At 35.4% G+C, this 18741-nt stretch carries 15 protein-coding genes and 4 pseudogenes; 6 read left to right on the forward strand and 13 right to left on the reverse strand.

Annotated elements, in window-relative coordinates; genetic code table 11:
* Positions 1 to 12 precede the first annotated feature (12 nt).
* From NBW36_RS04620 to NBW36_RS04630, 3 genes are all read right to left on the reverse strand, one after another.
* On the reverse strand, positions 13 to 195 hold the full coding sequence (locus NBW36_RS04620; protein WP_250238087.1) for a transposase: 183 nt from the start codon (positions 193 to 195) through the stop codon (positions 13 to 15).
* Between the two features lie 168 nt (positions 196 to 363).
* A complete protein-coding gene (locus NBW36_RS04625; RefSeq protein WP_250238088.1) occupies positions 364 to 1119 on the reverse strand; it encodes a TatD family hydrolase in 756 nt (251 codons plus the stop codon).
* Between the two features lie 13 nt (positions 1120 to 1132).
* Positions 1133 to 1648 carry a metallophosphoesterase family protein gene (locus NBW36_RS04630; protein WP_250238089.1) on the reverse strand — a complete coding sequence of 172 codons (516 nt, stop codon included), beginning with the start codon at positions 1646 to 1648 and terminating at the stop codon, positions 1133 to 1135.
* A gap of 196 nt (positions 1649 to 1844) precedes the next feature.
* Here NBW36_RS04630 and NBW36_RS04635 point away from each other — a divergent pair.
* Positions 1845 to 2378 (forward strand): annotated as a pseudogene (locus NBW36_RS04635) (IS6 family transposase); the annotation flags it as partial.
* Between the two features lie 392 nt (positions 2379 to 2770).
* On the opposite strand, the pseudogene NBW36_RS04640 reads toward NBW36_RS04635, so the two are convergent.
* From NBW36_RS04640 to NBW36_RS04655, 4 genes and pseudogenes are all read right to left on the reverse strand, one after another.
* Positions 2771 to 2941, reverse strand: a pseudogene (locus tag NBW36_RS04640) (transposase); the annotation flags it as partial.
* 251 nt (positions 2942 to 3192) lie between these two features.
* Positions 3193 to 3774, reverse strand: a pseudogene (locus NBW36_RS04645) (transposase); the annotation flags it as partial.
* A 43-nt stretch (positions 3775 to 3817) separates the two neighbouring features.
* Positions 3818 to 4705: an IS982 family transposase gene (locus NBW36_RS04650; RefSeq protein ID WP_439099466.1), complete on the reverse strand. Its 888-nt coding sequence runs from the start codon at positions 4703 to 4705 to the stop codon at positions 3818 to 3820.
* A gap of 620 nt (positions 4706 to 5325) precedes the next feature.
* Complete coding sequence (locus NBW36_RS04655) at positions 5326 to 7008, reverse strand: tetratricopeptide repeat protein (RefSeq protein WP_250238101.1); 1683 nt, start codon at positions 7006 to 7008, stop codon at positions 5326 to 5328.
* A gap of 141 nt (positions 7009 to 7149) precedes the next feature.
* Between NBW36_RS04655 and NBW36_RS04660 the strand changes: the two genes are divergently transcribed.
* Entirely contained in the window at positions 7150 to 7290 is a 141-nt protein-coding gene (locus tag NBW36_RS04660; RefSeq protein ID WP_250238103.1) for a hypothetical protein, read from the forward strand.
* A 23-nt stretch (positions 7291 to 7313) separates the two neighbouring features.
* On the opposite strand, the pseudogene NBW36_RS04665 reads toward NBW36_RS04660, so the two are convergent.
* The 4 genes and pseudogenes from NBW36_RS04665 to prmC form a co-directional block, all read right to left on the reverse strand.
* Positions 7314 to 8536 (reverse strand): annotated as a pseudogene (locus NBW36_RS04665) (IS256 family transposase).
* A 167-nt stretch (positions 8537 to 8703) separates the two neighbouring features.
* Positions 8704 to 9651, reverse strand: coding sequence for a Ppx/GppA phosphatase family protein (locus NBW36_RS04670; protein WP_250238105.1), 948 nt, complete (start codon positions 9649 to 9651; stop codon positions 8704 to 8706).
* A 49-nt stretch (positions 9652 to 9700) separates the two neighbouring features.
* Entirely contained in the window at positions 9701 to 10555 is an 855-nt protein-coding gene (locus NBW36_RS04675; RefSeq protein WP_250238107.1) for a hypothetical protein, read from the reverse strand.
* Positions 10556 to 10584: 29 nt separating this feature from the next.
* Positions 10585 to 11502 (reverse strand): peptide chain release factor N(5)-glutamine methyltransferase, encoded by a 918-nt coding sequence (gene prmC, locus NBW36_RS04680; RefSeq protein ID WP_250238109.1) that lies wholly within the window; start codon positions 11500 to 11502, stop codon positions 10585 to 10587.
* 199 nt (positions 11503 to 11701) lie between these two features.
* On the opposite strand from prmC, the gene NBW36_RS04685 reads away from it, so the two are divergent.
* Positions 11702 to 11887, forward strand: a complete 186-nt coding sequence (locus tag NBW36_RS04685) for a hypothetical protein (RefSeq protein WP_250238111.1) — start codon at positions 11702 to 11704, stop codon at positions 11885 to 11887.
* 615 nt (positions 11888 to 12502) lie between these two features.
* Here NBW36_RS04685 and NBW36_RS04690 read toward each other — a convergent pair.
* Positions 12503 to 13345 carry a lysophospholipid acyltransferase family protein gene (locus tag NBW36_RS04690; RefSeq protein WP_250238113.1) on the reverse strand — a complete coding sequence of 281 codons (843 nt, stop codon included), beginning with the start codon at positions 13343 to 13345 and terminating at the stop codon, positions 12503 to 12505.
* A 519-nt stretch (positions 13346 to 13864) separates the two neighbouring features.
* On the opposite strand from NBW36_RS04690, the gene NBW36_RS04695 reads away from it, so the two are divergent.
* The 3 genes from NBW36_RS04695 to dnaG all read left to right on the forward strand — a co-directional run bounded on the left by NBW36_RS04695 (position 13865) and on the right by dnaG (position 17170).
* Positions 13865 to 14425 (forward strand): hypothetical protein, encoded by a 561-nt coding sequence (locus NBW36_RS04695; RefSeq protein ID WP_250238114.1) that lies wholly within the window; start codon positions 13865 to 13867, stop codon positions 14423 to 14425.
* 35 nt (positions 14426 to 14460) lie between these two features.
* Entirely contained in the window at positions 14461 to 15168 is a 708-nt protein-coding gene (locus NBW36_RS04700; protein ID WP_250239166.1) for an IS6 family transposase, read from the forward strand.
* Positions 15169 to 15238: 70 nt separating this feature from the next.
* Positions 15239 to 17170: a DNA primase gene (dnaG, locus tag NBW36_RS04705; RefSeq protein ID WP_250238116.1), complete on the forward strand. Its 1932-nt coding sequence runs from the start codon at positions 15239 to 15241 to the stop codon at positions 17168 to 17170.
* Between the two features lie 357 nt (positions 17171 to 17527).
* Here the strand turns inward: dnaG and NBW36_RS04710 are convergent, their stop codons facing one another.
* Complete coding sequence (locus NBW36_RS04710) at positions 17528 to 18553, reverse strand: IS5 family transposase (RefSeq protein ID WP_250237574.1); 1026 nt, start codon at positions 18551 to 18553, stop codon at positions 17528 to 17530.
* Between the last annotated feature and the right edge of the window lie 188 nt (positions 18554 to 18741).

The raw sequence follows: 18741 nt of genomic DNA on the forward strand, positions 1-18741 counted from the left end.
GAAAAGCCTTTACTAACGAAAATATAGACGCGACAGAACCTTCTCTAAAAATTGACGCTTCCAATTTTGAAGGGTTTTACTAGTAACGCCATATTTGGACGATAGCTCAACTAGCGTTAAATCTTCTTTTAGTAAAGCTAATATTATCTTAGTTTTTTCTTCCGAACTAAAATGCCTAATCTTATTTCTACTCACCTGATTAATTTATTGTATGACTCTAAAACTAAACGATACGGAAAATAAATTAAAATATTCTTGTCCGATTTTTTCAGTCCAGTATACTTTTTTATCGAGCAAAAAGTATGATATAAAATGCCTTATTTACCACTGGTCTGAACAGATAACTAAAAAGTGTAATGCATCTTATTGTGTTGGTTCAAAAATTGCTTCAGCATTTTGGGTGGTTATCGATGCCACTTCTGCTAAGGTTACCTGTTTGACCGCTGCAAGTTTTTCTGCTGTGTAGCGTAAGTAGCTTGGCTCATTACGTTTGCCCCGATAAGGTGTAGGTGCTAAATAAGGGCTATCTGTTTCTAAGACCAAATATTTGAGATCTATAGCGGCTGCTGTTGCGGCTAATCCACTTTTCGGTATGGTAATAATCCCGCCAATTCCTAGCGAAAAGCCCAGCGCTATACATTTTTCTGCTTCTTGTAAACTGCCTGTAAAGCAGTGAATCACCCCTCTTAGGCTACCATCTTGTTCTTTTTCCAATAGGTAGATCACTTCCTTAAAAGCATTTCTGCAGTGAATAGATACAGGCAGATGATAGCGCTTGGCTAAAGAAAGTTGCACCCTAAATCCTTCCCGTTGTTCCGCTAATAAAGTAGTATCGTGGTATAGATCTATACCAATTTCACCCACTGCTATAAACCCACCTTTATCAAGCCATTCCTCTACCAAGTATAATTGTTTGGTGAAATCTTTTCTAATGTGACAAGGATGGATGCCCATCATAGGTAGGCAAGGATATAGTGCTGCCATATCCATCATCCTTGCGATGGTTTCTTCATCTATATTGGGCATATAGATTTTTTTTATATGGTTTTTTTGCGCGCTTTCTAAAACCAGTGGTAATTCAAGATCATATATATGTGCATGGGTATCAATAAATTGCATAATCCATCAATAGTTAGTGGTTGTCTACTAATGCTGCCCTGGCGCCGAGTTCTATAACCTCTATATTGTGAATCTTTTTATCATTGATTTCAAAACGCAATAGGGTACGCATATGATGCACACCATGGCGTCCAGCAGCACCAGGGTTAAGATAAAGCAGCGGAGGATGTTTTTTGTCATGTATCACACGCAAGATATGTGTATGGCCACAAACCAAAATATCAGGTTGTGCTTGGCGCAATTTAGCCTGTATGTGCGGTGTATACAAAGGAGGAGCACCCGCTATATGTGTGAGCCATACATGCACTTGTTCACATTGAAATTCTTGAAAATCAGGGTATTTTTTCCTTATTGTACGGTCATCAATATTACCATGTACGGCTTTAAAATAGTTAAAACGATCGAATGTGGGTAGCAATTCGGGATTACCAATGTCTCCTGCATGCCATACCTCATCACACTTTTCAAAGTGATCAAAAATTTTAGGATCCAGCCATCCATGGGTATCTGAAAGTAGACCAATTTTCATATCGGTACGTTGCTTTAAATTTTTTCAAGTAAATTTACTCTGCCATAAAGTAAGATACAAAATAATGGTCCAAAATAAGATAACCTAGTTGCTTTTGCCGTTGAGTTCCCCTGTGAGCATAATATAATATATGGTTCTGTCGCGTTTATTCTAAAAAATGATTATTTTAGTATCTGTAGTTAAAAAAGTAGTTATTATGTTTAATATTTCGCCCAAATTATTACCTTATTTTAAGGGCTATTGTTCTTCAGCAGAAGTCATCCTGTTATTTGTCTAGATGAAGTGTCGTTTTTCCTTGAGCTATAGAGATTTGGAAGATATGATGCGTATGAGAGGCGCAAGAGTTGATCATTCTACGCTACAAAGATGGGTTATTAAGTTTGTTCCTCTTATAGATGAAGCAGTAAGCAAAAGAAAACGACCAGTTGGTGGTAGTTGGAGAATGGATGAAACCTATGTTAAACTAAACGGGAAGTGGATCTATTTATATAGAGCAGTAGATCGTTATGGTGATACAGTTGACTTTTTTCTATCTGAGCATAGAGACAAGTCTGCAGCTTTTTCTTTTTTTTGTAAGGCGATCACAGAAAATAATATTCCTAAGAAAGTAGTAATTGACAAAAGCGGTAGTAATAAAGCTGCCCTTGATGCGATCAATACAGAATTTGATCATGGGAAGTGTTCAATGAACTGTGTCACAGTGCCGCTCTATCTCAACTCGAACTTTAACCTACTGGGAAAAAAGATGTCGAGCTGAGATATCGTTAATGCCCATTCTCGCACGGGCATAGTCCACTTTTCTTCCATCTTTTTTATGGCACAATATACTAATTTATACAAGGAATTTATACTGGTAAATGCCCCCTTTGTCTTATTAACGTGAGTTCGGGATTAGATTATTTTTTCATTTGATAATCAATATCAATGAAAATTTATAAAATTTGTTTTATAGACAGTTAAATAGGTAGTTGAATAATAAATAATTCTGATAATCAGTTTATTATATATATTATATTTATAAAATTAGATATAAAAACTTGTTAAAATAGGTGCAAATATTAACTAAATAATTGATATTAAATTGTTGTAAATCAGTCAAATAAATCACGAACTCACGTTATTAGGAAAAGTGGTATTTATGGCTGAAGGGAAGCTTTTTAGGCCATCAACGCAGGCAATAAGGATATCTTCTACACCCCTTTCCTTAAGTTCGTTAAGTACACCTAGCCAGAAGTTAGCACCTTCACTTTCAGACAAATAGAAGCCTAATACTTCTTTTTTCCCCTCCTGATCTATGCTTAATAACGTGAGTTCCTGATTTATTTGACTGATTTACAACAATTTAATATCAATTATTTAGTTAATATTTGCACCTATTTAACAAGTTTTTATATCTAATTTTATAAATATAATATATATAATAAACTGATTATCAGAATTATTTGTTATTCAACTACCTATTTAACTGTCTATAAAACAAATTTTATAAATTTTCATTGATATTGATTATCAAATGAAAAAATAATCTAATCCCGAACTCACGTTAATAAGGTATACATGCATTTACTTACACATTTTCCATCTTCTTTCACCTTAAAAAACATGCCATCCATAAAAACTATTGGATAAACTGATTGAAGAGGACGGTTACGCCACTCATTTATTACCGGTAATAAGCTATCTGTAATAGCCGATATTTCAGCAGCTGGCACTTTATGATCATAAATTTCTTCAACATGAGACGCTATAGAATTATACCTCATACCACTAGAAAACATGTTTAAGATCTTGGTTTCCAGCTCAGGATGTAAACTTGTTTGACGCTTTTTAACTATTTGCAGATCGAAACTACCTGTCCTATCCCTAGGGGTTACTAAATCAAATGAACCAGAGCTTGTACGAAAAGTTTTAGAGCTTTTGCCATTTCTTCTATTATTTTCTCGTGAATCACTAGATAAATGGTATGCCATTTCACCTTCTAGACTTGCCTCTAGAAGCTTTTTTATCAGAGGCGTTAAAGCACCACCTTTGCCTGTTAAAGGCTTACTTAAACGGATAGAGGATAAAATATTTGCCTCTAGAAATTTGTAATCTACTAAGCCAACGTAGTCATAAGGACAAGTAATCGGAGCTAAAAATCATCTTTCTACTTTTGAGAATTTTGTTATGCTAATGGCCGAATAATACCCAATATATATCCAAAACTTCACTTAAAAGAAAAGACGTTACTAACGAAAATATAGAAGCGACAGAATCTATCAAATTGACTAAAAAATTAGGTATACTTCTATGGCTGGAATGTTCTATCTGGCTAATATTTTTGAGCTGATCTATAATGGTTTCAATTATAGATCGTTTTCTAAGCATCAGTTTATCCCAGAGTGGCATAAAAGCATTTTTCATATTTTTTCTGATCTGGGTAATGAGTTCCACGCCTTTTTCCATCAGTTTTTCAAACAAATCTTTGCTTATGTAACCTTTATCGGCAAACATTTTACCCATCAAGCGTTTACACAAATCTTCTACAGGAAGCCTATCATTAGTTTTACCTGTAGTGAGTTGAAAGTTCATAACCTCGCCTAAATCGTTGACTATCAAATGTAATTTGATGCCAAAAAACCAACCAGTACTGGTTTTACCTTTAGTAGCAATTGATGCAAAAACCTTGTTAGAATGGGCTCTTTTGATGTTACAAACTTTGACAGCCGTAGCATCCATAAAGTAACAGCCTGTTTGGGTTTTAGAAAGACTTTTGGTAAAAAAGTAAAAGGGAATCAAGGTTCTTTGAACCAGTTCGATGAACCTATTATAGCTTACTAATGTTTTAAACTCATTAGAATGAAACTGCTGTAAATGAAGATAATAAGCCTTAAAATTTCTAAAACCAATCACGTGAAAGGCAATAATTATAGTCATTATTTCACTTAAAGTTAATGAACAGGTTCTAGTGGGTTTTCTTGCTGAAGTGGGTAAGAGCTGTTTTTCCATATAGGGCATAAATTTTTTTAAAAACTCATCAACAGCATAATATATTTCTACTAATTTTGCTACATTCATAACTGGCTCCTTTGTTAATTTTGCTACAAACTTGATCTCCAAATTTAAAACACAAAGGGGCTTTTTTAACACAATTTATAAACATTTAATCCCGAACTGACGTTATTAAAAAGCTTAAGTATAAACACGTGAGTTCGGGATTTATTTGACTGATTTACAACAATTTAATATCAATTATTTAGTTAATATTTGCACCTATTTAACAAGTTTTTATATCTAATTTTATAAATATGATATATATAATAAACTGATTATCAGAATTATTTGTTATTCAACTACCTATTTAACTGTTTATAAAACAAATTTTATAAATTTTTATTAATATTGATTATCAAATGAAAAAATAATATAATCCCGAACTCACGTTAAACGATTAAAGAAGTAACATAATTTAACCATTTTATAACACTAAAAGTCACTTTTTATACCAAAGCTTAAAACTCTATTGCAACGGCCTCAGAAAATATAGACGCGACAGAACCCGCTGCTAAGCTAGCTCCTCAGCCATCTGGCTATGTTATAGAAAAAGCATAAAAACACCCCTTGATTTTTTGCCTACTTTGTAATCAATACAAAAAGTAGGCAAAACTTTCTTGATCCATTTAAGCTGTTTTTATCCTTCATGGCAAAGCGTCCACTACAAATTTATCTTTAGCGAAGCGTAGGACTGGGATATGCTGATTAGAATGCTGTTTGCCATAAGATACGCCCTGAAAAATAAGGCTACTGTAGTGCATATTTTCCCATTCTTTTTGAAAATAAGTACCATAACGTCCTAGCATTCTACCAAAAAATAGCATCATTTCATAACCAATGTAGCTTTTTTCATTGGGGTGCGTACCATTTTTTTCAAAAAACTTCTTTCGAAACGCACTTAAAGCAGGCCTACTATAGTCGATGTAATTGGGGGATAAGAATAAAATAGGTAACCTTTTCAGTTGATATACATTTAATATCTCCTTTTTGATCCATTGCTCATGGCCTATAATTTGTGGTTTAATACCAAGCTTTAAGCAGAGACTGATTACGTTAGAGATGAACAACTCATGTTGAGATGGAACATAGATATGGGTTAGTTTTGTGTAATCCAATCTATCTTGTTTCGTACTTTCAAGTTTTTCTTCTTCTTGATTACTAGCTTGCTTAAAAAAGTTTTTAACCGTTGCACTAGAAAGTTGTACAAACAGATCTATGGGCTTACCTAATTGCTGCTCAACCCTATGTTTATATAGGGTTGCTTGCAACACCTCTTTCGGGTCCGTACCATAAAAGACGCCTATAGAAGGTTCCGTTGTTGCCTTACCATATATATCACTTAGTGTAAGTGCTGCTGCTCTTTGGGCATAAGTTTCTAAATCAGGCTGAAAAAGAAAAGAAAATGGGTTTCCTTGGGTTACCGCAGAATTATTTGAAATAGGATTCACAAGATTAATCTTGTGTTTTTTAGCAAATGCAGCAACTAACGGAATCGTATCAGGATAGAGGGGGCCTATGATGAGATCCATATAGGGCATAGCTTCTTGTGCCAGCAATGCTTTTGTAACCGATACATCTCTTTTGGTATCAAACGCAAAAAGGTTCACAACAATACCCTCTTGAGCAAGCCTTTCTATAGCCAATTGTATGCCCTGATATAGCTCAATAACAAATTGATCTGTACATGCTGCATAATTCAATTCGTCTACAAAGAAGGGAAGCAAAACAGCTACATTATAAGCAGTTTTGTGCTTAGAGGTCAAGTGTTTCAAAGGATCGTATATGTAGTCTGAAAAATTATATTGCTGCTTTAACCTATGTAATAGAGAAAAGTATTGGGTAAGATAAGCCTGTCGGGCGACTTTTTTATGTAATATATCTTTGATAATAGGATCATCTGGAAATCTTTTGATCAGTTCTTGCAAAACGCCATCATTTTCTATTTGTTTAAGGAAATATTTTTTCATTTGCAGAATCGGCTGTTCCATACACTTATCTTCAATCAAAGCAAGAGAGGCTAAAGCCTCTGCATAATCTCCCGCTTCAAAACTACATTGCGCACACCAATAATGGATTTCATTGCGTTTGTTCCAAACTGGAAACTGTGCCTGTATCTCTAAAAAAGCTTGTCTGGCGGTTGCTTTTTCTCCATTGTGATAAGCTGCTAATGCATGGTAAAAATCAATGTAGGGGGACAAGGCGGAGGAATGGTGTATTTTTCTAAGTCCATCAAATAACGATTTAGCCTCAGCATAATCTTTTGCTTTGTACACTTTCTTGGCTGTTTCATATTGCGCCAATAGAAGCTTTGCATGTCGATCTGACATACCTAAACGCACTTTATATTTTGCCGCAGCAGTACCCCCTAAAGGGGGGCAAAACAAAAATAAGAATAGATAAACGTTAATAGCTGTTCTTGTTTTTTTTGTATACAAGCGCATGTTCTAGGTAGATTTAACCCCGTGTAAATGTACAGGCTAACCAACCATTTGGTATGGCTACATATTGTGATGACCAAGCATAAAATAATAGAAAATATAGATTTATTTCATCTTTATGGCATAAAAAATGATTTCCAAAGCAATGGGTTGGCGGCTTTGTCCACTTAAGTGTGTAAATTATTTTTTTGGTTTTATTCAATTCTGTTTTCAAATTTAATTAAAAAATGTGCCATAGTCTCGCTCCAGTTATGAATAGAGGTGGTCCATTTTCTAGTCATGTAGTTAATAGTTAGATATAATGTTTTAAAAACAGCTAGATCGTTAGGGAACACTTTTTTATTTTTGGTAACTCTACGAAATTGGCTATTTACGGATTCCAAACATTTGTTGTGTAAATGACCTTACGTATGGCATTAGGGTACTGTAAAAATACCATCAGATTATCCCAGTTAGCATACCAAGATTGGGCTATTTGTGGGTATTGTTGATTCCACTTAGTAGCAAAAGCTTCTAAGGCCATCAATGCTTCTTGCTCGGTAACTGCTGTATAAATTGGTTTTAAATCAGCAACTAATACCTTTCTATGTTTATAAGAAACATACTGCAAACTACCCCTAATTGCATGAACAATACAGAGCTGATGTTCCGTTTTTGGGTATACAGCAGCAATGGCCTCAGACATGCCTGACAAATTATCTGTACATGCAATGAGCATATCGTTCATACCCCGATTTTTGAGTTCTGTTAAATTGCCTAACCAAAATTTAGCCCCTTCATTTTCACTCATCCAAAGCCCTAAAACATCCTTTATGCCAGATCTATCTATACCTAAAGCGACATAGACTGCCTTGTTGATGATGCGCTTATCTTGTCTAACTTTAACTACAAAGCAATCAAAAAAAACAATAGAATAGACTGATTCTAAGGGACGATTTTGCCATATCTTAACATCTTCAATAACAGAATCTGTGATGTTACTTATCAGGCTTTCACTTACTTCTGCGCCATATAATTCCTGTATTTGAATCTGAATATCTGACAGACTCATACCTTTAGTATATAAAGATAAGATCTTATCATCCAAACTAGGAATTCTTGTTTGACGCTTAGGCAATAAAATAGGTTCAAAAGTCGATGCTCTACCTCTGGGTACTTCAACCGATATAACGCCATTATCAGTAATAACTTGCTTACTGCATAATCCATTACGTACATTCTCTGAATCACTACGTGCATACTTATTATAACCTAAATGGTCATCCATTTCTGACTGTAATGCTTTTTCTACAAGACGCTTACTTAATTGTTTGAGTAAGCCGTCTTGATCAAAAAGTCTGGAAAGGTCTACACCTGATTCTATCAGTACATCTATGGCCTTGCTTATCCCATCTTTAACTGTCTCTTTTCTTTTCATTGTTTTAAGTGTTATGATTTAGGTAAAGATAAATCCTAAAAAATATTTACACACTTAAAACAAAAGACCCATCTAGATAGCATTGTATAGGGGGAAGTGGCTTATTTAGAATTCAATAATTTTTATGTAGTACTGATTACGAGATAAATTTTTGCAAGCAGTTAACCTTAAATTAGTTCTTCTTGTTTTAAACGATTCCATTCTCGAATAAACAAGCCTGTTCTTAGAGAACTATCTGAAATAATGATCTCTTCTAGATTACATGTTTTAAGAATCACCTTAATAAGGATAGCTGATAATGGAAGTAGTTTTAAAAAAACAGATTCAATAGAAAGCTTTTTTTGCCAAACATATACAGGCGTCGTTAGTATAACTTGATAAAGTTCAAAAAACTGCTCCGCAGAGATTCTTTTTATGCTACTATTTGCTTTAGTAGCTGAAAAATTATAGTGGCATGTATATAACATCATTAATGTGCGAAAAGCACCAGAGCTTCCAATGAGTTGTCTAGGCCTATAGCGTTTTGTTTCAACAAAAAGCGGTGCTAAGGCAGTGCGGTAATAGTCTTCTAAAAGGTCTACTTGGAGGGGTGTGATAGGATCACTATAGGAAAATTGAGCGGCAACACGCCGTATGCCCAATGCAAAACTTCTTTGCCATAATGGTTTTACATAGTCAAAAATAATACACTCCACACTCCCACCTCCTATGTCTATAATTAAACCATACCCATCTGTTAATGTAAAGCAAGCGCTAATACCATGATAAATTAACGTAGCCTCCTCTATGCCAGAAATGATTTCTACTTCAATATCGGTTGCAGAACGAATAGCTTCAATGATCTCAACTGCATTAGGTGCATCCCGTAAGAGACTTGTAGCCTTGGCAACAATAAAGCGAATACCATTTATATCCAACTTTCTTTTAATAGATACTAGCGTATCTACAATATTTTTTTGTTCCTCTAATGAGATATGCATCGCATACAAAGGCTGTTGAACCATAGCTTTTGTAATTTTTTCTTCATAAAGCACTGTATACTTTTCCTGGTCAACTGCTCCTACTAAAACATTTATAACATTCGTACCTAAATCAATAACAGCTAATTTTGACATTTTATTAAAATTAAAAAGCTGTTCTATTGCTTATTGTGTTGAACATGATCTAAATAACTATTTTCTTCTCTAAGAAAGAGACACTCCATTTTAGATATAATGTCATATCAAGCATGATCTTGTTTGCTATTTTTCCATAGCCTGGAATAGTGTAGTTCGATACCTGACCATCTTCATTTTTTGTGCAGTGCACAAGATGGGCTATCCCAAGTTGCATACCTCCATAAAGTTGGGGCAACAATCTACGCTCAGACCCCCCAATGAACTTTATCCAACCTGCTCTAAAGGGCTTGGAGGCAGAAGGTATATCACCATTACAAAACGTAATAAGATCAAATCGACTCTGCCCATAAGCGATGCCAAAATAAGCATTGGTAAAATGTTTGGGGTGAATTACATATAGAAGGGCTCCTAAAACATATCGACCTTGTGACCTATAGTTGAGTTGCTTACCATAGACTATATCTTTAGATTGATCAAATAGATATCCGAAATCAACAGATAACTGTATAGGGCCACGGAGATGAAGGTCAATCCCTCCTTCAAAACGCTTTTGTTCCTTGGACCACAAATTCCGTAAGAGTTCTAACCAGTTTATTCTTACCCCAACCTGCTGTACAAGAGGCGTATAACTAGGTATATGCATGGGTTTAGAAACAAAAAAGAGATGCAAAAGGTCCATAGCATTTCTATGTGCCACTTTGACCAATGGCAAAGCTTTTTTTTGAAGACCGTCTTTTTCTAAAGGTACATGGGCTACTTCCGGAGCAGGAGCTGCTGCTTCTTTTTGAAGGAGCCTACTCACTAGAACATCATTGTGTGGATTTGCCCCAATGACTGTAACACCAAACCATATATGGACAACGATAATGAGTAAGATTCTTATTTTTAATGCACACTGCATAGCTAAAATACCAATATTTAAGTGTAAACTCAGCCATCATGCTTGTCCTCAAGCACGGCCATGACCCATCTTTCTTTTTGATGTATATCCTTATATAAGCATACTTGCTTAAAATTTGCACGATGTAGTAAATCTACAATCTTTTCACCTAATGCTTCATTGATTTCTAAACAGAGTGTACCATTTAGGCTCAAATGACGAGCCGCAAGTTGAATAATCCGCCTATAGAATAGAAGTGGATCAGCATCATCCACGAACAAAGCCAAATGGGGCTCATAGTCTAACACATTTGCATGCATAAGAGACTGCTCCTGCATGCGCACATAGGGAGGATTGCTAACGATTAAGGACCAATTGGATAAAGGAAATGACTCGGTTAGCATATCAGCTTCTATAAAACGCACTGCTACACCTAACTGCGTTGCATTATAAGCAGCCACTGCTAGTGCCTCTTTACTGATATCTATGGCCTCTACGGCCGCCTGGGGGAATCGCTGTTTGAGTGTAATTGCAATACAACCACTACCAGTTCCTATGTCTAATATGGAGGTGGGATGTGTGAGATGGTGCATTAAAAATGTGACCCATTCTTCTGTTTCTGGCCGTGGAATAAGTACCGCAGGCGTTACTTTAAAAAGGTTACCAGCAAAATAAGTGGCGCCAATAACGTATTGAATGGGCTCATGTTTTTGTAATCTACTTACTGCATCTAAAAGCTTCTTTTGAATAGCAAGTGGAATGGTGCACAATGTATTTAGCATATAGTCTGTTGCATCAACTTGTAAATAGGCATTCAACAATTGTTGAATCATAGCACGGCATTCTAGTTGGTTTGGTATGGCCAACGTTAGTGCTTGACACAATAGATCGGATAGCGTTCGAAGTGGTATTGCAACTACAGAAGTTGCTGAATTAGAAAGTAAATTCATGGGATTCTTGCCATGCACTCTGCTGAGTTGTCGTATGTTTATAGAGGAAAAAAATACCTGGAAAAAGGCCGCCACAAGGTTGGTTATTAGATACCGTTAAATACGTTGAGCCCCCAGGTCTTTCATCTTAAAAACTGAATAGTTCGGTAGGTCTTAAAGCCTGTATATGCGACGCTAGTTTAAAAGATGAATTAATATAGTATACATATAATAAGTTATGAAATACATAGGCATTGACCTAGGAAAAAGCAGCTTTGTAGCAGCTTTTCCCCAAGAGAAAGGATACCGTACCATCACCTATAAGAATGATCCCAAAGGAATTGAAACCTTTTTAGCTCAACTTGATAAAACAACGCATCACTGTGGATTCTGTCGCGTTTATTCTAAAAAATCATTATTTTAACGTGAGTTCGGGATTTATTTGACTGATTTACAACAATTTAATATCAATTATTTAGTTAATATTTGCACCTATTTAACAAGTTTTTATATCTAATTTTATAAATATAATATATATAATAAACTGATTACCAGAATTATTTGTTATTCAACTACCTATTTAACTATCTAATAAAACAAATTTTATAAATTTTCATTGATATTGATTATCAAATGAAAAAATAATCTAATCCCGAACTCACGTGGTTAGTATTTTTTTATCTCCAAATTTAAAACACAAACGAGCTTTTGCAACTCATTTTTTATTTTCTAATCCAAAACGCACGTATTTAGTATCAGCACACTGCTAACTAGTAAGCATTTTACGCTATTGTTTGTTTTGTTTTTTATGAACCGCATCTGTTTGTTGTGTTTTGTTTTTGAATAGGATCATTGATACAGATTTATTGTATCTGTAAGCTTGCGTTTAAGCATTGCTCCACCATCGTATAGTAAGTAAATTCTGATAATGACCCAAATTTATGGTATATCCTATATCAATTTTCTTTAGGTCTATTTGTAGGTAGGCGTAGTGTAGATGGGTAGCTACAACCATTTTGTAGATCACTTTAAACAGCGTTTATTTCCATTTTCTATGTGACCAAAGCCAAAAGGCTGGATTTTGTAAAATATTTGTTTCCAGTCTTCTGCTATAGCGTTCTGCAATCTCTTGAATCGATAGTTGGGCAGGCCTTTCTGCTAGTAATATGGGTTTTGCTTGGTATTTTCCTCGTGTAATGCGATCTATTTGCATGTAAAAAATAGGTTGGTTACATTTTTGGGCTAGCTTGGCAGCTGTTAAGGCAACGGTTGTTGGTTGGCTTAAAAAAATAGTAGCGTAACCATTGCGCTTATGCAATGGAGCTTGGTCTATTAAGAGTGTCGTAGCCTGAGGAGGTCCTTTGTAGGTTGTCATATGCTTGAACAAGGCAACCATTGGAATGGCTTTTCGTTGAAAACGACTTCTTAAGTGCAGTACGATACGGTCTATGCCTTTATGGTGTAAGGGTTGATAGCCTGCACATATGGTATAGGATGTTTGCAATGCAAGCGCATCTGCAATCCACTCCCAGTTGCCAAAATGACCAGTAACCAGTATAATCGATTGCCCTTGCTTGTAAAACCTTTCTATAGCTTCTATATCGTTAATGGTGACTTGTTGCAAAAGCAGTTGAGGAGTTATGGTTAAAGCCTTTAGATGCTCCAATAGTAAGTCACATAGATGTTGGTAAAAGACTTTTTCTATTGATTTGCGTTGCTGGGTCGTTTTGTTGGCAAAAGCATAGGCTAAATTTTGAACTACTACTTTTTTCCTATAACCTATTAGGTAGTATATCACTATATAACATAGGTCTGAGATGGCGTATAATAGCCGAAGCGGTAAAAAAGAGAGTAGATAACATAAAGCGTATATAATAGACATAACCAAAGTGCAAATTGTAGAAAAGCAGGCCTATTAATCGAGCAGTGCTATAGGCTTTAACAACCCAAACCATGCATGCAGCACGATTGTATGAAAAAACATTGCAACAATATATTTTTTTTATTACCATTAAGTATGGAGCAAGCCCATCAAGGTTAGTAAACGCGCAAGCAACAGCGTTGCTGCCATAAAAATGGCCTCCAGCCGCTCATTTAGGCAGGTAACCTTTGTGGTGCGTGCAAGCAATAAACTTATAAAAAAAACAAAAAACAAAAGCCTATGTTACTTTTTCAATACAAAATACAAATAATGGGTAGTCAGTACCCATTATCTCTTTTTAAGGGTATTCCAGTAACTGAGTCATCCATTTCTATATAAGCTAGTAGGATTACCTATAGCGCCTGCTATTTCTTTTTTTAGTATAGGAAGAGGAAGTTCTGTCCAATAGCAGCAAGAACAATGCATTACTGGAATCCATATTTCATTATGTTAACTTAACCGGTCTAAACTTATCTTATTGTGTCAACATCTACCAAAAAACTAATGATTCTATTACTTGTACCTCTGTCAACAGCAGAGGGGTGTGTTAAAAGGCTTAAACCGTTAAGACCGCTAGACCCAAAACCCATAGAGCAAACAAAGCAAAAAAAGAATAGTACTGTTTCTATTTTCCAAAACCGCGTACCTGATTCAAAGCAAGAGCAACAGTCCCGTCATAAGACAAAGTCTAGTCTAGAAAATGTTCTGCTTACTGACAAAAAGAGCAAGGAGACAATAATAACAGCAGAAGCAGCAGCTACACCTGTAGATACAGCTACACAAAAAAAACAAACAGGTCCGATTTATAAAGATGAAAGAGATACACATGAAAATTCTAAAGGTGAACATGGTTCGAATAAAGATCACAATGGGAGTGATCAGCGTCTTCATGAAACATCAAAAGAGCAACAGCCGAAGCGTTTTTCGGTAAAAAAATTGATTAACAGACTTACAAAAGTTACAACAAGGATCGGAAAAAAGGCGGCAAAGCCGAAAAATGATCAGCCAGCAGGGTTCTGTCGCGTTTATTCTAAAAAATGATTATTTTGGTATCGGTATTTAAAAAAGTAGTTATTATGTTTAATATTTCTCCCGAGTTATTACCATATTTTAAAGGTTATTGTTCTTCATCAGAAGTCATCCTGTTATTTGTATACATGAAGTGTCGTTTTTCCTTGAGCTATAGAGATTTGGGAGAGATGATGCGTATGAGAGGCGCAAGAGTTGATCATTCTACGCTACAGAGATGGGTTATTAAGTTTGTTCCTCTGATAGATAAAGCAGTAAGAAAAAGAAAACGACCAATTGGTAGTAGTTGGAGAATGGATGAAACCTATGTTAAACTAAACGGGAAGTGGATCTATTTATATAGAGCAGTAGATCGTTATGGTGATACAGTTGACTTTTTTCTATCTGAGCATAGAGACAAGTCTTCAACGCTTTCTTTTTTTCGAAAGGCGATCACAGAAAATAATATTCCTAAGAAAGTAGTAATTGACAAAAGCGGTAGTAATAAAGCTGCCCTTGACGCGATCAATACAGATCTTGATCAAGATCATACCATTCAAATATTGCAAAACAAATATTTGAATAATAGAGTTGAACAAGATCATAGGTTTATCAAAAAACGGATAAAACCTATGCTGGGTTTTAAGAATTTTTATTCTGCTTCCATTACTATTTCAGGGATAGAAAACATTCGTATGATTCAAAAAGGACAAGTAAGAGGAGCTAAAAATCATCTTTCTACTTTTGAGAACTTTGCTATCTTAATGGCCGCATAATATCCAAAATTTGACTTAAACGAAAAACCTATACTAAGAAAACTATAGACGCGACAGAACCCCACCTACTATGATCGTTAGTCAAGAAACCATTCAAACCGTTCAGCGTGTTGCGCGTATTGAGGAGGTGGTTGCTGATTTTTTACCTCTTAAAAAGAAAGGCCAAAATTTTTGGGCTTGTTGCCCTTTTCATCATGAACATACCCCTTCCTTTTCGGTATCTTCCACAAAAGGGTTTTATAAGTGTTTTGGATGTGATGCTGCCGGAGATGTCATAACCTTTGTACAACAAATAGAAGGATCTACTTTTGTGGAGGCGATTACCTATCTTGCCCAAAGATATGGTATACCTATAACATCAGCAGCAGATGGCACGCATGACTTGCAGGATTATCGAGTAAAAGAAAGTCTTTATATTCTATTGAATTTAGCTAAAAATTATTACGCAGATCTGTTGTGGCATCATCCAGAAGCAGCTAAAGTAGCCCTACCCTATTTGGACCAACGGGCTATTCAATCTGGAATAGCAAAAAAGTTTGAGTTAGGCTATAGCCTCGATAGCTGGGATGGGTTCTATACATTTGCTATAGGAAAAGGAATAAGTCTAGAACAATTGGTTGCGGCAGGGTTGGTGATCCAAAATGGCACCAAGATTTATGACCGTTTTCGAGGAAGGTTGATGTTTCCTATTCACAATAGTAGTGGACAAGTCGTTGCCTTTGGTGCACGCCATATGGTTGCTGCTGTAGATAGCCCTAAGTATGTCAATTCATCTGAAACCCTTGTTTACCAAAAGGGTAGGTTATTATATGGCCTTTCTTTTGCCAAGCAGTCTATCAAACAGGTAAACAATTGTTACCTGGTAGAAGGGTATACCGATGTATTGGCCTTTCATAGAGCAGGTGTAGAACAGGTAGTTGCTTCTGCTGGTACCGCACTTACGGAAATACAGATAGACGCCCTGTGTCGTTTTACTGCTAAGGTTACATTGGTTTTTGATGGGGATCAAGCTGGTATTCAGGCTGCTTTCCGTGGTATAGATAAATTGTTAACAAAGGGACTAGAAGTAAAGGTTATATTGTTGCCTTCAGGAGAAGATCCAGATAGTTACCTTTATAAAGTAGGTGTAGATGCTTTTACGCATTATATCAATTATTCTGCCCAAGACTTTATTACCTTTAAAGCTAGTTTTTTATTCAATCAGTCTATTGAACAGAGTCCAGTAGAACAAGCAAAGGCGATACGGGAGATTGTGCAAAGCATTGTAGCCATTCCAGATGCAATAGAGCGTACCCTATTTCTTAAAAAATGTAGCAAGCTCTTTTCTATAGAAGAGGAGGTGCTTTTTACTACCTATCATGCATTGTGTCATAAAAATACTCCGGTATGGCAGCAAAAAAAAACATTTCCCAAACAGCATAGTAGGCAAAAAAATAATCCATATATAGACCTAAAAAATCTTCCTTTGACCAGTAAACTTACGGCAAGTATTGAAGCTTATGAGCGAGAAATTATGCGTATTCTGTTGACCTATGGTGCTACGAAATTATCTGAAGAGAAACAATTGTATGAATATATTTTCTTAGAATTAGGTGATGTAGTCTTTAGATCTACTGACTGCAAAGTGCTTTTTGAGTATTGTAAAGCGGTATTCAAGCAAGGTGGCTTGGTGGATATGGAGTGTTGTTTAGATAGCACGGAGGAAGCCATTAGAAAAATAGCTATCGATTTAACCGCTTCTCCCCATGATATTAGTGAAGCTTGGGTCAAAAAATATGGCATTTATACTATAGAAGAGCGTCAAAATGTATACCAGATGAGTTTAGAAGTTATCCTTAGACTAAAAATTCGTTTGGTACAAGAGCTTATTGAACAAAATAGAGAAGCACTTAAAGAAGCATTGTCTGCAGATGAGGAAGCAGATCTATTGCAGGTCCACCAATTACTTAAAGATTCTGAGTGTCACATCGCTAAACAACTCGGAACTGTAGTTGCACAATAAAGGGATAACTGTTAGCATATCTGTTCAGATGCATCGGTGTGCTCAATCACTTGGATATATACAAAAGATTACCTAATTACTTAAACTAACGTGGGTTCGGGATTTATTTGACTGATTTACAACAATTTAATATCAATTATTTAGTTAATATTTGCACTTATTTAACAAGTTTTTATATCTAATTTTATAAATATAATATATATAATAAACTGATTACCAGAATTGAGGCCGTTGTGATAGATTTCTATTATAATATTTTTAGGGTTGTTTAGACTGATTTTTGGTATTAAAGTGGTATTAATTTTATTATTTATTGATTTTCATGTACTTTTATTGCATTTTAGACAGACCATTCCCCTAAAGACCTCTTAATATGATATTTGGCGACCTGTATAAGTTATAGGCTATTGCTTCGATAACGTGTTGCGTATGAGTTTTAGCAAGTCCTATGTAGCGAGCTCCTGAGCTTCGGAACCAACTTTTAATACTTCCAAATACACGTTCTACTTTATACCTGGTTTTAGCTACCAATGTATTAAACCGTTTAGCAGTAGGTGATAAAGGATTATTTCTAGTAGCTTTCTTCTGAATAGCTGATTTTAAGGCTTTATTCTTTAATAAGGTTTCATTAGGTGATCCGCTATAGCCCTTATCTGCATATAGCCTACTACCTACTTTTAGCTCTACTTTATCCAATAAGACTTGTAAATGAGCACTATCATGACTAGATGCTTTTGTGGTACTGACTGCTAGGACTAAGCCTTCTTTACTTTCCACAAGGATGTGACGCTTATACCCATAGTAGAGATTATCTCCTTTTTTTGTCCAACTCGCTTCTGGATCTACACCTTTTTGATAACTTTCGGCTACAGTTATAGTGCCATCTTCATGGAGATCATAGCTTTTTTTACCTTTAGGGCGCCTAGGGGTAGGCGTAATAGAGGCATCAACAACTGCACCATGTTGAACTAATACACCATGACTAGATAGTTGATCGTTAATTATTTTCAATAACCTTTCTAGGACCTGCTTCTCCGTAAGCGCAGTCCTAAACCTGCTTAATACGCTATGATCTGGAACAGAACTATCCATGGAAATACGACAAAATCTGCTGAAAGTGATACGATCATTTACTTCTTCTTCTACTTGATAGTCACTCAGAGCATACCATGTTTGAAGCAACAGCATTTTAAATAAAAGAAGCGGGCTATAAGCTGCCTTTCCTGATAAACACAAACCTTTAGGATAATACAAGAAAAGTTCTTTTTCTATTACTTGCCAAGTAATCAACTTATTAAGCTGATCGAAAAAAGTATGCTTACACTTACGTCGACTGGCTGAAATATCTGCAAAACTTAATTGATTATTTGTTTTGATGGCCATAACAATACTATTAAAAAGCTTAAGTTTAAACGATTAAAGAATCAACCTAATTTAACCATTGTATAACACTAAAAGTCACTTTTTATAACAAAGCTTAAAACTCTATTGCAACAACCTCGAATTATTTGTTATTCAACTACCTATTTAACTGTCTAATAAAACAAATTTTATAAATTTTCATTTATATT

The sequence above is a fragment of the Cardinium endosymbiont of Oedothorax gibbosus genome, from assembly GCF_936981045.1.
Classification (GTDB): Bacteria; Bacteroidota; Bacteroidia; order Cytophagales; family Amoebophilaceae; genus Cardinium.